We start from the raw sequence: 19,125 nt of genomic DNA, 5'->3' as shown, positions 1-19,125 counted from the left end.
GGACGACGCCCGATCGCGCAAGAACAACGCTCCGGACAACCTCGCTTTGCTGCGGCGGCTGGCCCGCAACATCTGGGAAGCACATCCCTCCGACCTGCCGATCCGCAAGAAAATAAAGCAGGCTTCTTGGAGCAAAGACTTCCTCTTCAATGCCTTTGCTCATGAGCAATAGCCCTCCCCCGCAGAGGGGGGGGAGGGAGGGCGCGAGGGGGCGCCGGATTGCAAAACCAGTCACCGGACAGAGATCTCGGACTTGCCCGAATCTGCAGGCGCCGCGGGGCAGGAACCGCCGCGGCGCCTGACGGCCTCACGCCCGGCAGGCCTCGAACCCCGCCCGGATCGCCGCCTCATCCAGATTCCGGCCGATGAACACCACACGGGAGACCCGCTTCTCGTCCTTCCCCCAATCCCCCTGCACGTCCCCGTCGAGGATCATGTGGACACCCTGGAAGACGAAGCGCTTCGGCTCGTTCGGGAAGGCCACGATGCCCTTGCAGCGCAGGATGTCGGGCCCCTGGACCTGCGTCAGGTTCGAGATCCAGGGCATGAATTTTTCCGGATCGACCTCGCCCTCGATCTTCGCCGAGACCGAGCGGATGTCGGAATCGTGGTGATGGTGGTGCCCCTCCTCCAGGAAGTCGGGCTCCACTTCGAGGATGCGGTCGAGGTCGAAGGCGTTGCGCTCCAGCACGGCGTCGAGGGGGACGGCGCAGTTCTGCGTCCGGTGCAGCTTGGCCAGCGGGTTGATCGCGCGGATCTCGGCCTCGACCCGGTCGAGCTCGGCGGGCGCCACGAGGTCGCTCTTGTTCAGCAGGATCACGTCCGCGAAGGCGATCTGGTTCCTCGCCTCGGGGGCGTCCTTCAGACGGTCGGTGAGCCACTTGGCGTCCGCCACCGTCACCACGGCGTCGAGCCGGGCGGCCTCGCCCACGTCCTGATCGACGAAGAAGGTCTGGGCCACCGGCGCCGGGTCGGCGAGGCCCGTGGTCTCCACGATGATCGCGTCGAACTTGCCCCGGCGCTTCACCAGACCGTCCATGATCCGGATCAGGTCGCCGCGGACCGTGCAGCAGACGCAGCCGTTGTTCATTTCGAACACTTCCTCGTCGGCGCCGACCACGAGGTCGTTGTCGATGCCGATCTCGCCGAACTCGTTGACGATCACGGCGTAGCGCTTGCCGTGATTCTCGGTGAGGATGCGGTTGAGCAGCGTGGTCTTGCCCGCGCCGAGATAGCCGGTGAGCACGGTGACCGGGATCTTGCCGGAGGTCGATCCAGCTTGGACGCCGGTTTGGGCGGGAGCAGGGCTCGTGTCGGTCATGGCGAATCTTCGGGGTGTGACGGAGGATTGGGCAAGGCTGGGCCCACGACCGTTGTCATATTGTAACAAATCCCCGCAAAGGAAGACGGAGTGACACGGTTTCGCGACCAGGGCCGCCAATCGATTGCGCGTCGGACAAGCTTTGCTCTAGGCACAGGAAGCCGCTGCGGAACACCCGCACGGCCCGCCATAGAAAAGCACCAGCGATCGCATTGATACGGGCGGCGTTCCGCGCGAATCGTACCCGTCTCAGTCAGCCCGGCCTCTTCGTCCGGACGTAGAAGAACACGCCCATGGACGCCCGAAACCCGCTGGAACAGGACGAGACGACCCTGGCGCCACCGCGCAGGCGGCGGTTGTCGGGTCCGCTCGTCGTCATCGTGCTCCTGGCGGCGCTGGGCAGCCTCGCCTTGGCGTTCCCGGATCGCGCCCGCGAGACGGGTTCGCACCTCGTCGCCGCGGTGACCGGCCTGTTCGGCGGCGCGGGCAATCCCGATCCGGGCATCGACGCGGTGAAGGCCGGTGCGGTCGAGCGGGTGTTCCGGCCCTCCAAGGAGCAGCGCGCGGCCTTCGAGATCCTGCCGGTGGCCATGCAGGTGTTCCGCCCGGAGGGCGCCGCCGAGGGGCGCATCGCCCTCAACGACGACGACAACGTGCCGGTGGTCTCCCCCTATGCGGGCCGGGTGACCAAGGTGCTGGTCCGGGCGGGCGACGACGTGAAGGCCGGCGACGTGCTGCTGACGCTGGAGGCCACCGACATGGTCCAGGCGCAGAACGACTATCAGGCGGCGCTGAACAATCTCCAGAAGCAGCAGGCGCTGCTCAAGCTCGACCAGACCATCGCCCAGCGCCAGCAGGAGCTGTTCCAGGCCCACGCGACGGCGCTGAAGGATTACCAGTCGGCCCAGAACGACGTGATCGCCGCGCAGAGCGACCTGAAGACCGCCGAGGCGGCGCTGGATGCGGTGAAGAACCGCCTGCGCCTGCTCGGCAAGTCCGACGCGGAGATCGCCGCCTACGAGAAGAAGGGCACGCTGAGCCCCGAGACGCAGATCCGGGCGCCGATCGCCGGCACCATCGTCCAGCGCAAGGTCGGCATCGGGCAGTATCTCTCGGCCTCCAGCGACCCGGTCTTCGTGATCGGCGACCTGTCGACGGTCTGGCTCGTGGCCAACGTGCGCGAGAGCGAGATCCCGAAGATCCGGATCGGCCAGGAGGTCGAGGCGAAGGTCGCGGGCTTCGGCACGCGGGTGTTCAAGGCGCGGGTGAACTACATGGCCTCCAGCCTCGACCCGGCGACGCGCCGGCTCGCCGTGCGCAGCGAGGTCGACAACCCCGACCGGGTGCTGCGCCCGGAGATGTTCGCCACCTTCACGATCATCACCGGCAAGGGCGAGCCGAGCCCGAGCGTGCCGGTGGCCGCGATCGTCTACGAGGGCGACCGGACACATGTCTGGGTGGCGCGGCCCGACGGGGCGGTCGAGGCGCGCGACATCAAGCTCGGGCTGATCAACGGCGACAATGCCCAGGTGGTCGATGGCTTGCGGGCGGGCGAGCAGGTCGTGACCCGCGGCGCCCTGTTCATCGACCGGGCGGCCAGCGGCGACAAGGCGTCCTGAGCGAGGATCGGGTCCGATGAACGCGCTGATCGCCTTCTCGCTGCGCCAGCGCGTGCTGGTGGTCTTGCTGTTCGTGGTGATGCTGGGCATCGGCTACGGCGCCTACACGCAGCTCAACATCGAGGCCTATCCCGACCCGGTGCCGCCGCTGGTCGACGTGATCACCCAGAATCCGGGGCAATCCGCCGACGAGATCGAGCGCTACATCACCATCCCCCTGGAGGTGGCGCTGGCCGGCATCCCGAACGCCCAGGTGGTGCGGACCATCTCGCTGTTCGGCCTGTCCGACGTGAAGGTCCAGTTCAACTACGAATACACGTACGAGGAAGCGCTGCAGCGGGTGCTCAACCGCCTGTCGCAGGCCCCGCCCCTGCCGAACGGCGCCACGCCGCAGATCTCGCCGACGAGCCCGGTGGGCGAGATCATGCGCTACAAGCTCGTCGGCCCGGCGGGCTACTCGCCGATGGACATGAAGACCCTGCAGGATTGGGTGCTGCAGCGCCGGTTCAAGGCGATCCCCGGGGTGGTCGACGTGACGGCCTTCGGCGGCAAGGCCAAGGAATACGAGATCGCGGTCGATCTGAACCGTCTCCAGGCGCAGGGCCTGACGCTCGTGCAGTTGACCACGGCGCTGAACAACGCCTCGATCAATGTCGGCGGCCAGACGCTGAACGTCGGCCAGCAATCGGCGGTGGTGCGCGGCATCGGCCTGATCCGCGACATGGACGACATCAACGACACCATGATCAGCCTCGTCAACGGCACGCCGGTGCTGGTGCGGGACGTGGCGGAGGTGCGCGTGTCGAACGCGCCGCGGCTCGGCATCGTCGGCCACGACGACCAGCCCGACGTGGTCGAGGGCATCGTGCTCATGACCCGCGGCGGCAAGAGCCTGCCGACCCTGGAGCGGGTCGAGGCCGAGATCGACAAGATCAACAGCTCCACGATCCTGCCGCCCGACGTGAAGATCGAGCGGATCTACGATCGCTCCGGCCTGATCCACACCACCACCCACACGGTGATGCACAACCTCGTCTTCGGCGTGGTGCTGGTCTTCGTGGTGCAATGGCTGTTCCTGGGCTCGCTCACCAGCGCGATCATCGTGGCGGCCACGATCCCCTTCGCGCTGGGCTTCGCGATCCTGATCCTGGTGGTGCGCGGCGATTCCGCGAACCTGCTGTCGCTCGGCGCGATCGATTTCGGCCTCATCGTCGACGCGACCGTCATCATGGTCGAGAACGTCTTCCGCCACATCGCCGAGCCCGAGCACACGCATGGGGAGGCCCCGCCCGCGGGGCTCACGGGGCGGCTCGGCACGATCGCGATCGCCGGCCGGGAGGTGAACCGGGCGATCTTCTTCTCGGCCACCATCATCATCGTCGGCTTCCTGCCGCTGTTCACGATGACGGGCGTCGAGGGCCACATCTTCGGCCCGATGGCCAAGACCTACGCGTACGCGCTGGTCGGCGGCCTGCTCGCCACCTTCACGGTCTCGCCCGCGCTCTCGGCGCTGATGCTGCCCAAGAACCTGGAGGAGCGCGATACCCTGATCGTGCGGGTGCTGCGCGTCGGCCACGAGGCGGCTCTGCGGTTCGGCCTGCACAACCGGGTGCTGGCGCTCGGCGTGATGCTGGCGGTGCTGCTCGTCTCGGGGCTCGCGGCGCGCAACCTCGGCCTCGAATTCCTGCCGCGGCTCGAGGAGGGCAACCTCTATGTGCGCGGCACCATGCCGGCCTCGATCTCGCTGGAGGCGGGCAACGCCTACGTCCAGCGGATGCGCAAGATCTTCCAGGAAGTCCCGGAGGTCACGACCGTCCTGTCGCACCAGGGCCGGCCGAACGACGGCACCGACGCCACCGGCTTCTTCAACGTCGAGATCCTGGCGCCGTTGAAGCCCATCGACCAGTGGCGCAAGGGCCTCGACAAGGAGACGCTGATCGCAAACCTGAACAAGCAGCTGGAGGACGAGTTCCCCGGCATCGAGTTCAACTTCTCCCAGTATATCGAGGACAACGTCCAGGAGGCGGCCTCGGGCGTGAAGGGCGAGAACTCGGTCAAGATCTACGGCAACGACCTCGTGCAGCTGACCAAGACCGCCAACGCCGTGAAGGCGGCCCTGGCCTCGGTCCAGGGCATCACCGACCTGTCGGTGTTCGAGTCGCTGGGCCAGCCGACGGTGCGGATCGATGTCGACCGCCACAAGGCGGCCCGCTACGGCCTCTCGATCGGCGACGTGAACACCACGATCCAGGCGGCGATCGGCGGCCAGACCGCGGGCGACCTCTACGAATACGGCTCGGATCGCCACTTCCCGATGCGGGTGCGCCTCGCCAAGGAGTACCGCTCGTCGCTCGCCGGCATCCGCAACATCGCGGTCGGCGCCCAGAACCCCAACGGCGGCGTGATCCAGGTGCCGCTCTCCGAGATCGCCGACGTGGACCTCGTCTCGGGCGCCTCGTTCATCTACCGTGAGGACCAGGAGCGCTACATCCCGGTGAAGTTCTCGGTGCGCGGGCGCGATCTCGGGAGCGCGGTGATCGAGGCGCAGCGCAAGGTCGCCGAGGCGGTGGACCTGCCGCCCGGCTACCGGCTGGAATGGGTCGGGCAGTTCACCAACCTGCAGGAGGCGGCGACCCGGCTGAGCCTCGTGGTGCCCGTCACCCTGCTGCTGATCGCGCTGCTCCTCTACATCAACTTCTCCTCGCTGGCCGACATGCTGCTGACCCTGTCGGTGATCCCGATGGCGATGATCGGCGGCATCTTCGCCCTGTCGCTGACCGGCACGCCGTTCTCGATCTCGGCGGCGATCGGCTTCATCGCCCTGTTCGGCATCTCGACCATGGAGGGCGTGATCCTGCTCGCCTACTACAACCAGCTCCTCGACGAGGGCTGGAAGAAGCAGGAGGCGGTCTGGCACGCCGCCGTGGTGCGCATGCGCCCGGTGATGATGACCTGCGTCGCCGCCTGCGTCGGCCTGCTGCCGGCGGCGGTCTCCACCGGCATCGGCTCGCAGGTGCAGAAGCCCCTGGCGCTGGTGGTGGTCGGCGGCATCATCCTGGCGCCGAACCTGATCCTCGTGGTCGTGCCGGTGCTGATCTCCCTGTTCTCCCGGCGCAAGCCGAACCCGGAGGCCCGGGCGCGGACCGAGCATCGGGCCGCCGCGTGAGCTTTTCGGGGACGACGCATGTGCGGGCCGGCGGACGGCTCGTTGCAGGCACGCCACAACGGGCCATCCGCGCGTGCCATCTGGGGGCGGCTGCATTGACTTGGATACTCTGCGCGCCGCTCTACCGTATCGGGACTTCCGGGGGCGGAATGGTGATGGATGCGCCGAAACGGTGCGGACGGATGGCGGCCGTGCTGGCCGCATCCCTGTCCCTGTCGGCCTGTGCGGTCGGCCCGAACTACGTCCCGCCCGAGGACCCGCCGGTCAGCCGCTACACCAAGGAGCCGCTGAAGAACCCGTCGGCCGCCGACACGATCCGCACCCGGCAGGGCGGCTCGGCCGACCAGAGCTTCGTCTCCGGCGCCGATATCCCCGGCCAGTGGTGGACGCTGTTCCACTCGAAGGCGCTGAACCGCCTCGTCGAGCAGGCGCTCGCCAACAACCCGAACCTCGAAGCCGCGCAGGCCGCGCTCCGGGTCGCGCAGCAGAACGTGCTCGCCCAGAAAGGCACGCTCTACCCGAGCCTGACCGCGAACCCGCAGGCCCAGGGCCTCCTCGCGCCTGGCCTCGATCTGCAATCGCCGCTCAACGACACGAATCAGTTCCTCTACAGCCTGACCACCCCGCAGGCGGTGGTCGCCTACAATCCCGACGTGTTCGGCGGGAACCGGCGCCAGATCGAATCCCTGGAGGCCACCACCGAGAACCAGCGCTTCCAGCTGGAGGCGGCCTATCTGAGCCTCACCGGCAACGTCGTGGCGGCCGCCATCCAGGAGGCGTCCCTGCGGGCGCAGATCGAGGCGACCCGCAAGGTCATCCAGGCGCAGACCGAGATCCTGCAGCTCTACAACAAGCAGCTCTCGCTCGGTCAGATCGCCGGCGCCGACGTGGTGCAGCAGCAGGCGGCACTCGCCCTGTCGCAGCAGCTCCTGCCGCCGCTGGAGAAGGCGCTCGCCCAGCAGCGCAACCTGCTGACCGCGCTCGCCGGGCGCCTGCCCTCCGACGAGATCAGCGAGACCTTCGAGCTCTCGGCCCTGCGGCTTCCGACCAAGCTGCCGGTGAGCCTGCCCTCGCGGCTGGTGCAGCAGCGCCCCGACGTGAAGGCCGCCGAGGCCCTGGTGCAGCAGGCGAGCGCCAATGTCGGCGTCGCCGTGGCCAACCGCCTGCCGCAATTCAATCTGACGGCGACCGGCGGGTCGAGTTCCACGCGGATCTCGCAGGTGACCAACCCGAGTGCGGCCTTCTTCACGATCACCGGGCAGGTCACCGCGCCGATCTTCGACGCCGGCACCCTGTTCCGGCGCCAGCGGGCGGCCGAGGAATCGCTGACCGAGACGCAGGCGCAGTACAAGGCGACGGTGATCACCGCCTTCCAGAACGTCGCCGACGCCCTGCGGGCGCTCCAGGCCGACGCCAAGGCGGTGGCGGCCGCCGATGCCGCGGTGAGCGCCACGAACCAGAGCCTCGGGCTGATCCGCAAGCAGTACACCGCGGGCGCCGTCACCTCCTCGCAGGTGCTGATCGCCCAGCAGGGCTATCTCTCGGCGCTGGTGACCTCGGCGGGCGCGCGGGCGACGCAATACGCCGACACGGCGGCCCTGTTCGTGGCCCTCGGCGGCGGCTGGTGGAACCGCGCCGACGTGGCGCCGCCCCCGCCCGAGAAGGATCCGCTCAAGATCCTGTGACGCGATCGTCTCCGCGTCGTGCGGATGGCTCCTGTCGTGGTTTCGAAAGGTCGGGACGAAGCCCTTTGGAAACCTGGACTCCCTGTCAAACCGGCGCTCACGCGTACATCGCGATGGCGTCCTGCAGCATCTGGTCGGCGGTGCTCATGACCTTGGTGTTGGCCGTATAGGCCTGCTGCGTCTCGATCATTTTCGAGAACTGGTCCGAGATGCTGGCATTCGACTGCTCCACAGAACCGGCCGTCAGGGTCGCGCCGTTGAGGCCATAGCTCGGCGTCTCGGACTGGCCATTGGCCACGTAGGTGCCGCCGTCGAGGGAGGTCAGGTTCTCCTGCGTGCCGAACTGCGCCAGCGTCAGGGTGCCGAGGGGCACGGTGCTGCCATCCGCGGCGGTGCCGGTGAGGGCGCCGGCGGACGAGACCGACAGGTCCGCCAGGGTGTTGGCGCCGGTCGGCACCGTGACCGGCGCCGTCGCCGAGGGGCCGGCGAACAGGTAGTAGCCGGCGCCGTTGACGAGGTAGCCGTTGGCATCCGGGGCGAAATCGCCGCGCCGCGTGTAGGCGGTCTGGCCGGTGAAGGTCGGGCTCTGGTCGGTGCCGGTATTGGCGCGGACGATGAAATAGCCGTTGCCGGAGATGCCGAGGTTGGTCGAGACCCCGGTGGATTGCAGCTTGCCCTGGATGCCGAGCGTGTCGCGCGTGTTGCTCGCCACGCCGCCCGCCGGCTGCGTCCCGGCCTCGGTCTGCGCCAGCATGTCGGCGAAGCGCGTCTCGGTGGTCTTGAACCCCGCCGTCTGCGTGTTGGCGATGTTGCCCGAGATGTTGTTGAGCGCCAGCGACTGGGCCGAGGCGCCGGAAATCGAGTTCGCGAGCGCGGCGTAGAGGCTCATCGGGGTCTCCGTATGTCGGAGCGGCGGCGAACCGTCCGACGGGAAACCGTAACGGGACTATGGTTAACCGGCGGTGTGTTGCCGGCTGTTGCCGAACGGGAGCCCGATCACGCCCCGATCACGCTCAGCACGATCTCGCGCCGGTGCGGCCGGTCGCGATGCTCGATCAGGTAGAGCCCCTGCCACGTGCCGAGCGCCAGACGGCCGTCGACCAGGGGGATGCTCAGGGCCGAATCGGTCACCAGCGTGCGGATATGGGCCGGCATATCGTCCGGCCCCTCGGCCCCGTGGACGTAGCCGGCATGGCGCGGCGCTAGGCCGTCGAGGGCGGTCATCAGGTCGGTCTGAACGTCGGGGTCGGCGTTCTCCTGGATGGTGAGCGAGGCCGAGGTGTGCCGGCAGAACACCGTCACCAGCCCGTTCCGGAGACCGCTATCGCGGACGAACGCCGATACCGCGTCGGTAAAGTCCGTAAAGCCCTGCCCCGAAGTCGCGATGGTGAGCCGCCCGCTGGCATGGCGCTGCACCGCGCCGGCGGCCAGCATTTCCACCGGACCGATTTTGCCCTGCCTCATCCCGCCTTCTCCAGCATGGTTGCGCCCGGCTCCACCTCGCGCTCGCCCCGGGCGAGGATGCGTTCCAGCACGTCGATCCGGTCGGCCTCCGCGGGCGGCTTGTCCCAGCGGATCCGGCTGACCCGGGGGAAACGCATCGCGACCCCCGACTTGTGCCGGGTCGAGCGTTGCACGCCCTCGAAGGCGATCTCCAGCACGAGCCCGGCCTCGCGCCCGTGGGCGACCTCGCGCACCGGTCCGAACCGCTTGGTGGTGTTGTTGCGGACGTAACGGTCGAGCTTGGCGAGCTCGGCATCGGTGAAGCCGTGATAGGCCTTGCCGACCGGCACCAGCTCGTCGCCGCCCTCGGGCGCCTCCCGCCAGACCCCGAACGTGTAGTCCGAGTAGAAGGACGAGCGCTTCCCGTGCCCACGCTGGGCGTACATCATCACGGCATCGACGATGTGGGGCTCGCGCTTCCACTTCCACCACGGGCCCTTCGGCCGGCCCGGCAGGTAGGGGCTGTTGCGGCGCTTGAGCATGATGCCCTCGATCGCCTCGGCATCGTCGCCCGCCCCCACCGAGGCCGGATCGGCCCGCGCGGCGGCGAGCGCCTCCCAGTCGGCAAACGGCACCAGGGGCGAGATGTCGATGCGCGCATGGTCGAGGCGGGTGACCAGGGCTTCCAGCTTCTCCCGACGCTCGACGAATGGGTCGGCCCGCAGGTCGTCGCCGTCGAGGGTCAGGAGGTCGTAGGCGCGCACATGGGCGGGGAAGTCTTCGAGGAGCTTGGCCGTCACCGCCTTCCGGTTCAGGCGCTGCTGCAGCACGTTGAAGCTCTGCACCCGGCGCTCGCGCAGGATCAGCAACTCACCGTCGAGCGTGCCGGTAAACGTGATGGCCTCGGCGAGATCGGGGAAGGCCCCGGTGATGTCCTCGCCGGTGCGGGAATAGATTTTTCCGACCTGCGCTCCCGCCCGGTCGCGGCCGCCGACGAGCTGGACGCGGATGCCGTCCCATTTCCACTCGGCCGAGAACGCCTCCGGCTCCAGCTTCTCCAGGTCGGCCTCCTCCTCGATCGGGTGGGACAGCATGGGCGGCCGGAACGGGGCCGGGTTCAGGGTCTCCGGCCGCTCGGCCCGGCCCTCGACCCAGGCGAACAGGGTCTCGAAGGGCGGCGTCAGCCCGTGCCAGACTTCCTCGACGGCGTCCGCATCGTGGCCGCCCAGCGCGCCGACCGCATTCTTGGCGAGCCGCGCCGAGACGCCGACCCGGAGATTGCCGGTGACGAGCTTCAGCAGCGCCCAGCGTCCGGTCTCGTCGAGGGCGTCGAGCCAGCCGGCGAGGTGGCGGGGCAGTTCGCGCTTGGGGATGGTCGCGAGGGTCTCCACGACTTCGGCCAGGGTCGGGACATGCGGCGGGGGGTTGTTGTGGCCGAGGCCGGCGGGCGGATCTCCTCCCCCCTCTGCGGGGGAGGGTGGCCCGGCCGTCAGGCCGGGTCGGGAGAGGGGAACCCCGCTTCCGGACGAGGCGCGGCCTTCATGAAGGCCCATGTTCTGTTCTGCACCGTCGCTCCCCTCTCCCCCCCTGCTGCGCAGGGTACCCTCCCCCGCAGAGGGGGGAGGGAAGGGCGAGGTTGGCCAGATCAGCGCCGTCGTCTCGGCGAGGTCGCCCACGTAATTGTGCGAGAGCCGGAACAGCACCGGGTCGATCCGCTCCTCCACCAGCCCCCGGATCAGAGCCGGCTTGGCTTCCCGAAAACTCAGCGTGCCGGTCATCGCGCCGAGCGCGTAGCCGCGCTCCGGATCGGGCGTGCGCGCGAAGTAATCCTGCAGCATCCGCAGCTTGGCGTTGCGGCGCGGCTCGTAGGCGAGGCGGTCGAGGAGGTGGGCGAAGTCGTTCACGCGGCCGCCTCCGAAGCCTCGGTCGAAGCCGGCTCGGCCTCGCCATCGTCGCCATATCCTAAAAGATGCAGCGGCTTCGCCCGGATGCCCTGCGTCCCGCACCAATGGACCAGCGCGTCCTCCTGCCCGTGGGTCACCCAGACCTCCCCGGCGCCGGTGTCGCGGATGGTGCGGCACAGGTCCGGCCAGTCGGAATGGTCGGAGATCACCATCGGCAGTTCCACGCCCTTCTGGCGGGCACGGGCGCGCACCCGCATCCAGCCGGAGGCGAAGCAGGTCACCGGGTCGGGGAATTTGCGCGACCACAGATCCTGGATCGAGGAGGGCGGGCAGATCACGATCGCCCCGTGCAGATCCTTGCGCTCGGCCGCCACCACCTTCGGCGTGTCGCCGAGCGGTATGCCCTCCGCCTTGTAGAGGGCGGTGAGCTTCTCCATCGCGCCGTGCAGATGAATCGGCCGGTCCCAGCCCTCCTCGCGCAGCAGCGCCATCACCCGCTGCGCCTTGCCGAGCGCGTAGGCGCCGACGATGTGGGCGCGCTCCGGGAAGAGCCTCACCGAGTCGAGGAGCTTGCGCACCTCGCCGCGCGTGTCGGGATGGGTGAAGACCGGCAGGCCGAAGGTCGCCTCGGTGATGAACACGTCGCAGGGCACCACCTCGAACGGCAGGCAGGTCGGGTCCGGCGCCCGCTTGTAGTCGCCCGAAACCACCACCCGGGCGCCCTCGCGCTCGATGGCGATCTGGGCCGAGCCGAGGACGTGGCCCGCGGGGGCGAAGCGCACGGTGACGTCGCCGACGCGGATGTCTTCGCCCAGACGCGCCTCCTGCCGATGCGCGCAGAAGTCCGCGCCGTAGCGCACCGCCATGATCCGCAGGGTCTCGGGCGTCGCCAGCACGTGGCGATGGCCCGAGCGGGCATGGTCGGCATGGCCGTGGGTGATCAGCGCGCGCTCCACCGGCCAGGTCGGATCGACGTGGAAGCGCCCGAGGGGGCAGTAGAGACCCTCGCGGGTCAGGGTGAGGAGATCGCTCGCGCGTATCGGCATCGGGTCCGTGCTGCCGGTGGAGTCCGCCGGTGGCCCCGGTATATAGGCGCCCCCGAACCGGCAGACGCATGGCCTCGCAGCACAGTTCCGGCGACCTCCTCGCCGACCGCCGCTATCGTTACGCGGAAGCCTGCCTGGACGAGGGCGACCACGCGGCCGCCGCGGATCTCGCCGAGCAGGTTCTGGAGATCGCCCCGCGCTACGCCCCGGCCTGGCTGCTGCTCGGCCGGGCGCGGGAGGGGCTGGCAGGCTCGCGCGGCGACCCGGCGCTGTGGGACGCGGCGGCCCGGGCCTATGCCTGCGCCCTCGACATCGACCCGGACGACACGCTCGGCGTCCGCGCCCAGCTCGTCCGCCTCGGCGCGGGCGACGGCCTGCCGGCCCTCTCGCCGGCCTACGTGAAGGCCCTGTTCGACGGCTACGCACCGCGCTTCGAGCGCCATCTGGTCGGAGGCCTCGGCTATATCGGCCCGGACCTGGTCCGCGACGCCCTCACCGATGTGCCCGCGCGCTTCGGCACGGCCCTCGATCTCGGCTGCGGCACCGGCCTGATGGGGGCGGCGATCCGCGAGCGGGTCGATCACCTGACGGGTGTCGACCTCTCGCCGGGCATGCTGGCCCTGGCGCGCGCCAAGACGTGGCAGGGCCGGCCGCTCTACGACCGCCTTGTCGAGGGCGAACTCGGTGCGTTCCTGGCCGGGGAGGCGGAAAGCTCCGCCGGCCTCTGCCTCGCCGCCGACGTGCTGATCTACCTGGCGGATCTCGGCCCCGTCCTGGCGGGGATCAGCCGCGCCCTGCGGCCGGGTGGGTTCGCCGCCTTCACGGTGCAGTCCCATGACGGGTCCGGCGCCGTCCTGGGCGCCGACGGGCGCTACGCCCACGCGGACGACCATATCGTGGCGGCCTCTGCCGCAGCCGGCCTCGAGACCCTCACCCTGCGTTCGGCCGATGTCCGACGGGAAGCCGGCCTGCCGGTGCCGGGCCGCGTCGTTGTGTTACGCCGCACTGCGGCATGAAACGGTCTCGCTATTCGTCCATTGTCAGTCGGTCGCGACAGGCGCGGCCGCTGATCGGGGGAACAGCATGGCGGATTATGGCAACCGGACGGGGATCGGCGTGCCGGAGCGCAAGCCCAACCCGCCGGCCGACAGGTCCTTTCCGGCCGATCCGCGGACCCGTATCCCCTTCGCCGTCGCGCTGGCCCTGCTGGCGGGCTGTGCGGATTCCATCGGCTTCCTGGAATTCTCGCAGCTGTTCATGTCGTTCATGTCGGGCAACACCACGCGCTTCGGCGTGGCGGTGGCCAATGCCGATTGGGAGAACGTCACCCGGGTTGCCAGCACGATCTGCATCTTCTGCTTCGGCGCCTTCCTGGGCACACTGATCGCCGCCTGGGTCGGGCGCTGGCGGCTCGCCGTGCTGCTGACCCTCCAGGCGCTGCTGCTGGCCGGCGGATTGCTGATGCCGTGGGGCACCTTCGCGTATCCGCTCCACGCCTATCCGATCGTGCTGGCGCTGGGGCTCCAGAACGCGACGCTGCAGGACGAGGGCGGCCGCTCCATCGCGCTGACCTACGTCACCGGCGCGGTGGTGCGCTTCGGCACCGGCTGCGCCAACCTCCTGCTCGGGACGGTGGCGCCCTCGTTCTGGATCCAGGCGCCGCTCTGGGCCGGCCTCAGCACCGGCGCGGTGCTGGGCGGCCTGCTCGACTTCCGCTACGGCGAATCGGCCTTCCTGTTCCCGGCGGCCCTGGCGGCGATCCTGGCGCTGATCGCGATCACGCTGACCATCGCCAAGCCGGGCAGCCCCCTGGTGGCGGGCTCGTCACCGGCCCCGGACGCGAGCCCGAAGGCCGCAGTGATCGACGCGATCCATTGAGGCATCCGGTCGAAGGCCACGGAACGCTAACGCTCCCGGCCTTCGACCTGTTCTGGCTCATTCGGTAGCGAAGGCATCCCGCGCGATGCCGATGGCGTTGAGCGCGGCCGGGAAGCCCGCATAGGGAATCATCTGCATCACGGTCTCGACGATCTCCTGGCGCGAGGCCCCGACTCGCAAGGCCGCCCGCATATGCACCTTCAGTTGCGGCGCGGCCGTGCCCATCGCGGCCAGGGCCGCGACCGTGGCGAGTTCCCGGGTCTTCAGATCGAGGCCCGGACGCGCGAACACGTCGCCATAGGCGAACTCGACGATGTAGCGGCCGAGATCAGGGGCGATGTCGTTCAGGCTTTCGACCACCGCGGCGCCCTGTGGTCCGCTGACGGCTTTGAGTTGCTCGAGGCCGCGCTGGTAGCGATCCTGGGTTGCCGATCGGCCCGGAGGTCCCGATCCGTCGGCCAGCGGAAGCGCCGCCGCGCCGGCCATCACGGTGCGTCGATCGACCATCATCGGTTGTCTCCACTCTGGATTTCGCGATCGCGGTAATGCGCGATCTTCGCGTCGAGCGCCGCGATCAGGCCGCACAGCTCCTCCTGGCGCGCGAAGAGGGCTGCCCGGTGCGCTTCGAGCATGGAACGGCGGGCGCCGAGGGTGGCGTCGCCCTGCGATCGCAGGCGGCTGTAGGCAAGCCGCTCACGGATCGGCATGTCCATGGCCTGGAGCTTGCTGAGGAAGCACGCCCAGGCGAGATCATCCGCCCCGTAGCTGCGCCGTCCGCCGCCGTCGCGGGCGGTGCGCGGCAGCAAGCCGATCCGCTCGTAATAGCGAAGGGTATCGATGCTGAGGCCGCTGCGTCTGGAGAAGTCGCTGATCTTCATCGGCACGATTCGTTGGTGCCGGAGCTGTGTACGTGCTGGAGCGCGCTCCAGGTCAATGGCGTAGCGCTCTCCTCCCCCTTGCGGGGAGGAGTTGGAGGTGGGGGTGGTGCAGGATCGAGCGGCGCGGGGCCTTCTGCACCACTCCCGCCCCTAGCCCCTCCCCGCAAGGGGGAGGGGAAAGCGCCTTTTTTCCGAAGATTTCAGACTCGGATGAAGGACTGTAGATCCGTGAGTCAGACAGGGAGTGAGGATCGGCGATAACCACGGCGCAGTTTGCGGTCGTCATACCTGCCGCTATCCGATCAGAGCCGGCCGAAACCTCCGTCAGCCCTCGGAATCCCGGACGTTACCCCGCCCCTGCTTGATCGTGGCGCGGTTCTTCTTGGCGCCGATGCGCCGCTCCTGCGAGCCCCGCGTGGGCTTCGTCGGCCGGCGGATCGGCGGCGGCGGCTTGGCGGCTTCGGCCACGAGATCGACGAGGCGCTGCAGGATCTCCGCCCGGTTGCGCTCCTGCGTGCGGTGCCGCTGCCCGGTGAGCACGAGGACGCCGTCCTTGGTCATCCGCCGCCCGGCGAGCCGCACGAGGTTCGCCTTCACCCGGTCGTCGATGGAGGCCGACGCGAGGACCGGCCAGCGGAGCTGCACGGCCGTCTCGACCTTGTTGACGTTCTGGCCGCCCGCCCCCGAGGCGCGCAGGAACGACATCTCGATCTCATCGTCCGCGATGGCGATGCGCGGCGTCACCCGCAGCGACATGGCGGCCTCCGGACGGGGTCGTCACCGGCGCGGGCGGGGATGCGAACAGGGACCAGGATCGCCATATCGTCTCTCGTGATCCCCGTTCGGCCATTCACAACGGTGTCGGTGCCCTTGGGGTTCAGGCCGCCTCGTCCGGCGTGCGCGCCCGCAGGGCGAGGGCGTGGAGCCCGCGCTTGAACGCCTCCTCCATCAGCGCGTTCACCAAGCGGTGCCGCTCGACGCGGCTCTTGCCCGCGAAGGCGGAGGCGACGATGTCGAGCCGGTAATGCGTCTCGCCCCCCGGCCGGGCCCCGGCATGGCCGGCATGCAGGTGCGACTCGTCGATCACGTCGAGCCGCACCGGCGCGAGTTGCTCCCGCAGCCGCGCCTCCATCCAATCCCGGAGCGTACCGCCCCCGTTCGCTCCGTCCGCCATCGCGTCGCGTCCCTCTCGTCCGTCAAGCCCGATCCCGCGCATGCGTCATCAGGCCCGACGCCCTTGTGTCTCAGGTCCGCCCCCTCATAATCGGCCCGTCATGGATCTCAACTCGCGCCTGTTCGACAGCATCCGGATCAAACCGTCCTGCGACGAGCCGAAGCCCGCCGCCGAGGCCGCCTGCGAGAACCCGGGCTGCGCGCAGCCGGGCCTGTACCGGGCGCCGAAGGGCCGCAAGGCGGAGGGCCAGTACTGGCGCTTCTGCATCGACCATGTCCGCGCCTACAACGCGACCTACAACTACTTCGACGGCATGAACGACGCCGCCGTGCAGGCCTACCAGAAGGACGCGATCATCGGCCATCGCCCGACCTGGGCGATGGGCGTGAACCGGACCGGGCAGGCCAAGCCGGCGGACGAGCCGGCCCGCGACTGGGCCTATGTCGATCCGCTCGGCATCCTGCGCGGCGAGGGCGTCGGCGACACGCGCCGCCGCGCCCGCCAGCCCGAGCCGGAGAAGCCCCGCCATTCCGCCACGGTGCGCCGCGCCCTCGATGTGATGGGGCTCGAAGAGGGTGCCGACACGGCCGCCATCAAGGCGCAGTACAAGGTGCTGGTGAAGCGCTTCCACCCCGACGCCAACGGCGGCGACCGCTCCTTCGAGGAGCGGCTGCGCGACATCATCCGCGCCCACGATGTGCTCCGGGCCGCCGGCCTCTGCTGACCGGCACGATGCATGCACGTCGGTTCTATCTCCCACTAGGGAAAACCCCGCCGCGCAGCCCTATATGGTGTCCAGGCCGGATCGGTGGCGCGGCAGCGCGGCGCCGTCTAAGAATGGCTCCGCCCCGCCGCGGAGGCCCGGCTCGACGTTCTTCCGCGCGGATGCTTCACTGTTAGGGAGTGGAGCGTCCGCGCCTCACGAGGTTCCGAATGCGCTCTGACGACACGCCCGCCCGGCTCCCCGACCGCACCGTCTCCGTCCGCGAGGTCTTCGGCATCGACCTCGACCTCAAGGTCCCGGCCTATGCCGAGTCCGAGGAGCACGTTCCCGATCTCGATCCAGACTACATCTTCGACCGGGAGACGACGCTCGCGATCCTCGCCGGCTTCGCGCGCAACCGCCGCGTGATGGTCACCGGCTATCACGGCACCGGCAAGTCGACCCATATCGAGCAGGTCGCGGCCCGGCTGAACTGGCCGTGCATCCGCATCAACCTCGACAGCCACGTCTCGCGCATCGACCTCGTCGGCAAGGACGCGATCGTCCTGCAGGACGGCAAGCAGGTCACCGCCTTTCAGGACGGCATCCTGCCCTGGGCGCTGCAGAACAACGTCGCCCTCGTGTTCGACGAGTACGATGCCGGCCGCCCGGACGTGATGTTCGTGATCCAGCGCGTCCTGGAGCTCTCGGGCCGGCTGACGCTGCTCGATCAGAAGCGCGTGATCCGCCCGCACCCGGCCTTCCGGCTGTTCGCCACCGCCAACACGGTGGGGCTGGGCGACACGTCCGGCCTCTATCATGGCACGCAGCAGATCAACCAGGGCCAGATGGACCGCTGGTCGATCGTCACCACGCTGAACTACCTGCCGCACGACCGCGAGGTCGACATCGTCCTGTCGAAGGCCACGCACTACAAGGGCGACCAGGGCCGCGACATCGTCAACCGGATGGTGCGCGTGGCGGACCTGACCCGCAACGCCTTCATGAACGGCGACCTCTCGACCGTCATGAGCCCGCGCACGGTGATCACCTGGGCCGAGAACGCCGACATCTTCAAGGATATCGGTTTCGCCTTCCGGGTGACCTTCCTCAACAAGTGCGACGAGCTGGAGCGGACGCTGGTGGCCGAGTTCTACCAGCGTGCCTTCGGCAAGGAGCTGCCCGAGAGCGCGGTGAACGTCGCGCTGAGCTGACCCGTATGGAGGAGCCCGTGGCGCGCCCGGTCGAGACCGATGTGATGGACGTGGACGCCTCGTCCAGAGCCGTCCGCACGCGCTACGAGGAGGATCTCTGCGCTTGGGTGCAGGAGCAGGTCGCCCTGCTCCGCGCCGGCCGGTTCGACGCGATCGATGTCGAGCGTGTCGCGGAGGAGCTGGAGGATTTGTCGAAGCGCGAATTCTCCAAGCTCTACAGCTGCCTGCGCGTCCTCGTGATGCACATGCTGAAGTGGGATCAGCAGCCGGAGCACCGTACGCCGAGCTGGATTTATTCGATCCGCGAGCAACGCCGCCGGCTCGACCGCCTTTTGAAGGAGAGCCCGAGTCTCAAGGCACGGCTCGCGGAGGCTCTGGCAGACGCCTACCCCGATGCCCGCGATTGGGCTGCCGACGAGACCCATCTGACGCCGGACGAGTTTCCATCCGTCTGTCCCTATACCTGGGAGGACATCCGGGCGCGCCCCTTCGATCTCGACTCGGCGAAGAGGTAGATCCGCATGATCGAGACGCTTCGGAGGGAACCGTCCCACAGCGGCGCGCCCGAATCGCCGAATTCGGGCCGCCTGGAGGACGCGATGGTGCATCCGCCCGAGACAGCAGATGTGATGGAGACGGCGGCGGCGGTCCCCACTCGCACGCACTACGCGGACGACCTCTACACCTGGGTGCAGGAGCAGGTGGCACTGCTCCGCGCCGGCCGGGTGGATGCGCTCGACCTCGACAACATCGCCGAGGAGCTGAGCGACGTGGGCTCGGAGCAATATGATAAGCTCGAAAGCGCGATCGACGTGCTGCTGGCCCATGCCCTCAAATGGGATCATCAGCCCGAGCGGCGCAGCCGAAGCTGGTCGCTGACGATCGCAGAGCAGCGGGTGCGGATCGACAGGCAGCTGCGCAAGAATCCCGGTCTGAAATCGCGGATCGCCGAGGCTGTCTCGGAGGGCTACCGTCTCGGCCGGATCCGGGCCGCCCGCGAGATGAAGCGCTCGCTCAAGTCCCTGCCCGCGGATTGTCCCTACAGCTGGGACGAGATTCTGAACCGCCCCTTCGCGTTCGACGACGACCGGTAG

18 protein-coding genes and 1 pseudogene are annotated in these 19,125 nt (G+C 69.0%); 10 read left to right on the top strand and 9 right to left on the bottom strand.

Going from position 1 to position 19,125, the window contains the following annotated elements:
* Window positions 1-172, top strand: a pseudogene (locus tag FVE89_RS31230) (ISAs1 family transposase); the annotation flags it as partial.
* Window positions 173-307: 135 nt separating this feature from the next.
* Here FVE89_RS31230 and FVE89_RS17730 read toward each other — a convergent pair.
* Window positions 308-1,321 (bottom strand): GTP-binding protein, encoded by a 1,014-nt coding sequence (locus tag FVE89_RS17730; RefSeq protein ID WP_160535273.1) that lies wholly within the window; start codon window positions 1,319-1,321, stop codon window positions 308-310.
* 293 nt (window positions 1,322-1,614) lie between these two features.
* Between FVE89_RS17730 and FVE89_RS17725 the strand changes: the two genes are divergently transcribed.
* From FVE89_RS17725 to FVE89_RS17715, 3 genes are all read left to right on the top strand, one after another.
* Window positions 1,615-2,940, top strand: coding sequence for an efflux RND transporter periplasmic adaptor subunit (locus FVE89_RS17725; RefSeq protein ID WP_160535272.1), 1,326 nt, complete (start codon window positions 1,615-1,617; stop codon window positions 2,938-2,940).
* A 16-nt stretch (window positions 2,941-2,956) separates the two neighbouring features.
* Entirely contained in the window at window positions 2,957-6,106 is a 3,150-nt protein-coding gene (locus FVE89_RS17720) for a CusA/CzcA family heavy metal efflux RND transporter (RefSeq protein ID WP_160535271.1), read from the top strand.
* A gap of 155 nt (window positions 6,107-6,261) precedes the next feature.
* A complete protein-coding gene (locus FVE89_RS17715; protein WP_246730952.1) occupies window positions 6,262-7,791 on the top strand; it encodes an efflux transporter outer membrane subunit in 1,530 nt (509 codons plus the stop codon).
* Window positions 7,792-7,888: 97 nt separating this feature from the next.
* Here FVE89_RS17715 and FVE89_RS17710 read toward each other — a convergent pair whose 3' ends face one another.
* The 4 genes from FVE89_RS17710 to FVE89_RS17695 form a co-directional block, all read right to left on the bottom strand.
* A complete protein-coding gene (locus FVE89_RS17710; protein ID WP_160535269.1) occupies window positions 7,889-8,680 on the bottom strand; it encodes a flagellar hook basal-body protein in 792 nt (263 codons plus the stop codon).
* A gap of 107 nt (window positions 8,681-8,787) precedes the next feature.
* Entirely contained in the window at window positions 8,788-9,255 is a 468-nt protein-coding gene (locus tag FVE89_RS17705; RefSeq protein ID WP_160535268.1) for a secondary thiamine-phosphate synthase enzyme YjbQ, read from the bottom strand.
* Entirely contained in the window at window positions 9,252-11,138 is a 1,887-nt protein-coding gene (locus tag FVE89_RS17700) for a cisplatin damage response ATP-dependent DNA ligase (protein WP_160535267.1), read from the bottom strand. The genes FVE89_RS17705 and FVE89_RS17700 overlap by 4 nt, the downstream gene beginning before the upstream one ends.
* Window positions 11,135-12,184, bottom strand: coding sequence for a ligase-associated DNA damage response exonuclease (locus tag FVE89_RS17695; protein ID WP_160535266.1), 1,050 nt, complete (start codon window positions 12,182-12,184; stop codon window positions 11,135-11,137). Before FVE89_RS17695 ends, FVE89_RS17700 begins: the two co-directional genes overlap by 4 nt.
* 68 nt (window positions 12,185-12,252) lie before the next feature.
* On the opposite strand from FVE89_RS17695, the gene FVE89_RS17690 reads away from it, so the two are divergent.
* Entirely contained in the window at window positions 12,253-13,200 is a 948-nt protein-coding gene (locus FVE89_RS17690; RefSeq protein WP_160535265.1) for a methyltransferase domain-containing protein, read from the top strand.
* 67 nt (window positions 13,201-13,267) lie between these two features.
* Entirely contained in the window at window positions 13,268-14,062 is a 795-nt protein-coding gene (locus FVE89_RS17685) for a YoaK family protein (protein WP_160535264.1), read from the top strand.
* A 57-nt stretch (window positions 14,063-14,119) separates the two neighbouring features.
* On the opposite strand, the gene FVE89_RS17680 is transcribed toward FVE89_RS17685, so the two are convergent.
* The 4 genes from FVE89_RS17680 to FVE89_RS17665 form a co-directional block, all read right to left on the bottom strand.
* The gene (locus tag FVE89_RS17680; protein ID WP_160535263.1) at window positions 14,120-14,572 is read right to left on the bottom strand and encodes a carboxymuconolactone decarboxylase family protein; all 453 of its coding nucleotides are present in this window, start codon (window positions 14,570-14,572) and stop codon (window positions 14,120-14,122) included.
* Window positions 14,569-14,940, bottom strand: coding sequence for a MerR family transcriptional regulator (locus FVE89_RS17675; RefSeq protein WP_160535262.1), 372 nt, complete (start codon window positions 14,938-14,940; stop codon window positions 14,569-14,571). Before FVE89_RS17675 ends, FVE89_RS17680 begins: the two co-directional genes overlap by 4 nt.
* 324 nt (window positions 14,941-15,264) lie before the next feature.
* Complete coding sequence (arfB, locus tag FVE89_RS17670; protein WP_160535261.1) at window positions 15,265-15,696, bottom strand: alternative ribosome rescue aminoacyl-tRNA hydrolase ArfB; 432 nt, start codon at window positions 15,694-15,696, stop codon at window positions 15,265-15,267.
* Between the two features lie 121 nt (window positions 15,697-15,817).
* Window positions 15,818-16,114, bottom strand: coding sequence for a BolA family protein (locus tag FVE89_RS17665; protein WP_160535260.1), 297 nt, complete (start codon window positions 16,112-16,114; stop codon window positions 15,818-15,820).
* 100 nt (window positions 16,115-16,214) lie between these two features.
* On the opposite strand from FVE89_RS17665, the gene FVE89_RS17660 reads away from it, so the two are divergent.
* The 4 genes from FVE89_RS17660 to FVE89_RS17645 all read left to right on the top strand — a co-directional run bounded on the left by FVE89_RS17660 (window position 16,215) and on the right by FVE89_RS17645 (window position 19,125).
* Complete coding sequence (locus tag FVE89_RS17660; protein ID WP_160535259.1) at window positions 16,215-16,838, top strand: DnaJ domain-containing protein; 624 nt, start codon at window positions 16,215-16,217, stop codon at window positions 16,836-16,838.
* A gap of 209 nt (window positions 16,839-17,047) precedes the next feature.
* Complete coding sequence (cobS, locus tag FVE89_RS17655) at window positions 17,048-18,031, top strand: cobaltochelatase subunit CobS (RefSeq protein ID WP_160535258.1); 984 nt, start codon at window positions 17,048-17,050, stop codon at window positions 18,029-18,031.
* A gap of 17 nt (window positions 18,032-18,048) precedes the next feature.
* A complete protein-coding gene (locus FVE89_RS17650) occupies window positions 18,049-18,546 on the top strand; it encodes a DUF29 domain-containing protein (protein WP_342389690.1) in 498 nt (165 codons plus the stop codon).
* A 114-nt stretch (window positions 18,547-18,660) separates the two neighbouring features.
* The gene (locus FVE89_RS17645) at window positions 18,661-19,125 is read left to right on the top strand and encodes a DUF29 domain-containing protein (protein ID WP_202130894.1); all 465 of its coding nucleotides are present in this window, start codon (window positions 18,661-18,663) and stop codon (window positions 19,123-19,125) included.

The sequence above is a fragment of the Methylobacterium sp. 2A genome (assembly GCF_009806555.1).
In the GTDB taxonomy this organism is placed as follows: domain Bacteria; phylum Pseudomonadota; class Alphaproteobacteria; order Rhizobiales; family Beijerinckiaceae; genus Methylobacterium.
This window is presented reverse-complemented; position numbering and strand designations above follow the sequence as displayed.

Bases quoted from the DNA above. Each gene is read 5' to 3' on its own strand.
- FVE89_RS17725 (WP_160535272.1), top strand. From the start codon at position 1,615: ATGGACGCCCGAAACCCGCTGGAACAGGACGAGACGACCCTGGCGCCA.
- FVE89_RS17720 (WP_160535271.1), top strand. From the start codon at position 2,957: ATGAACGCGCTGATCGCCTTCTCGCTGCGCCAGCGCGTGCTGGTGGTC.
- FVE89_RS17660 (WP_160535259.1), top strand. From the start codon at position 16,215: ATGGATCTCAACTCGCGCCTGTTCGACAGCATCCGGATCAAACCGTCC.
- FVE89_RS17730 (WP_160535273.1), bottom strand. From the start codon at position 1,321: ATGACCGACACGAGCCCTGCTCCCGCCCAAACCGGCGTCCAAGCTGGA.
- FVE89_RS17695 (WP_160535266.1), bottom strand. From the start codon at position 12,184: ATGCCGATACGCGCGAGCGATCTCCTCACCCTGACCCGCGAGGGTCTC.
- FVE89_RS17675 (WP_160535262.1), bottom strand. From the start codon at position 14,940: ATGAAGATCAGCGACTTCTCCAGACGCAGCGGCCTCAGCATCGATACC.
- FVE89_RS17710 (WP_160535269.1), bottom strand. From the start codon at position 8,680: ATGAGCCTCTACGCCGCGCTCGCGAACTCGATTTCCGGCGCCTCGGCC.
- FVE89_RS17645 (WP_202130894.1), top strand. From the start codon at position 18,661: ATGGAGACGGCGGCGGCGGTCCCCACTCGCACGCACTACGCGGACGAC.
- FVE89_RS17715 (WP_246730952.1), top strand. From the start codon at position 6,262: ATGGATGCGCCGAAACGGTGCGGACGGATGGCGGCCGTGCTGGCCGCA.
- FVE89_RS17680 (WP_160535263.1), bottom strand. From the start codon at position 14,572: ATGATGGTCGATCGACGCACCGTGATGGCCGGCGCGGCGGCGCTTCCG.
- cobS (WP_160535258.1), top strand. From the start codon at position 17,048: ATGCGCTCTGACGACACGCCCGCCCGGCTCCCCGACCGCACCGTCTCC.
- arfB (WP_160535261.1), bottom strand. From the start codon at position 15,696: ATGTCGCTGCGGGTGACGCCGCGCATCGCCATCGCGGACGATGAGATC.
- FVE89_RS17665 (WP_160535260.1), bottom strand. From the start codon at position 16,114: ATGGCGGACGGAGCGAACGGGGGCGGTACGCTCCGGGATTGGATGGAG.
- FVE89_RS17690 (WP_160535265.1), top strand. From the start codon at position 12,253: ATGGCCTCGCAGCACAGTTCCGGCGACCTCCTCGCCGACCGCCGCTAT.
- FVE89_RS17705 (WP_160535268.1), bottom strand. From the start codon at position 9,255: ATGAGGCAGGGCAAAATCGGTCCGGTGGAAATGCTGGCCGCCGGCGCG.
- FVE89_RS17685 (WP_160535264.1), top strand. From the start codon at position 13,268: ATGGCGGATTATGGCAACCGGACGGGGATCGGCGTGCCGGAGCGCAAG.